We start from the raw sequence: 1,362 nt of genomic DNA, 5'->3' as shown, positions 1-1,362 counted from the left end.
CATTAAATAATTTAATAAACTCAAACATCAATTCCATAATGGCGCGAACACAATGCATGTCTATTTCCATTTCCATTTCAATTTCCATTTCCATTTCTATTTTTATGTGAACACCCATTTCCATTTCTATTTCCATTTTAACTAATTTAATTTTCCGTGTGAAAGTTGTTCACAAAAATTTCTTTGTATACTCTTGAGTTGTTAATCAGTTCAACATCAAGCATGCCTGGACGGCTGAAAAAGAGCTCAGAAGAGCAACAGGTGGACGAGACGAGAAATCTTGCCTTGATTGAGGAGGTGCGAAAATACCCGGCACTCTATGATCCATCGGATGCGGAGTATAAGGACGACAACAAAAAGCAGCCTGTTTGGACGAGTATTGCGAAGGAATCTGGTTTTGGAGACGGTAAGCGAATATTTAATTATTTTTATTTTATCTAATGTTTAGGCAATGAAGCTAAAAAAAGTGGACGTATTTGCGAAAGTATTACATGACGCTGAAAAGCAAGCCGAAGCCAAGCGGTGCCGCAGCTAGTAGCAGCCCAGGATGGACTTACTTCAAGGAGCTAACGTTTCTCAACAAAACATTGGAGCATCGCCCAGAGTAAGTTTTTGGCTGATTTTATGATTCATTTTCCATTTTTACAGAAAAACTTCTACACTGAATACCGAAGAAGAACAGTTCCTGAACGATGGTTCGCCGTTGAATGTTGAAGATGGACGAGAGGTTGGTGAGGACTATACGGGGATCAATGACTTTTTTGCTCGTTCAGAATCACAACCAGCTGCATCTTCTTCGTCGGCAATTATTCCGAAGACAAAATCCTCAATCCGCAAGCCTTTGAACATCCTCGCTTGTCGCAATGCCGATCTGAATACTAACTCGAGCTTATCTATAGAGAAATTACGTAGATCCAAAATGAGTACTTAAAATTAAATTAGTTAAAATGGAAATAGAAATGGAAATAGCCACGCATTGTGAACACTCATGGGAATTTCAATTTTTTTTGGAAATGAAAATGGAAATGGAAATGGAAATAGACATGCATTGTGTTCGCGCCATTACTAGCTTTCGAATGAGTATACGCGCATCTAGATTCCCTGGAATATGAAACCACTAGATCCTCCGGGAATAAAATGTCGACACGTGTTGATTTTTTTCTCACCTTGAAAAAAACTCAAACAAAGCTTTTTAGACTGGATTCCAACCGACGAATACGGCCGAAATTACTACTGGCTCAAATTCCAAGAAGCGCCAAATTCAACAGCACCTCTAGATTGGCCTCACATGGTTATGGGAGAGTATTTCAGACCAAAAGAGACAAATTTTTGGATGGAAATTTTGAAGACCGTTGACGCGGG

General features: G+C 39.2%; 1 protein-coding gene. It reads left to right on the top strand.

From position 1 onward, the window contains the following. Nucleotides 1–222: 222 nt before the first annotated feature. Entirely contained in the window at nt 223–441 is a 219-nt protein-coding gene (locus tag ACQR30_RS14205) for a hypothetical protein (protein WP_429736254.1), read from the top strand. Nucleotides 442–1,362: the final 921 nt, after the last annotated feature.

It is taken from the genome of Arachidicoccus sp. (genome assembly GCF_050436765.1).
In the GTDB taxonomy this organism is placed as follows: Bacteria; Bacteroidota; Bacteroidia; order Chitinophagales; family Chitinophagaceae; genus Arachidicoccus.
The sequence above is the reverse complement of the archived record's forward strand: the minus strand, read 5'-3'. Positions and strand labels throughout refer to the sequence as shown.

Excerpts from the sequence above, each read along its gene's own strand:
- ACQR30_RS14205 (WP_429736254.1), top strand. The coding sequence starts at position 223 with ATGCCTGGACGGCTGAAAAAGAGCTCAGAAGAGCAACAGGTGGACGAG.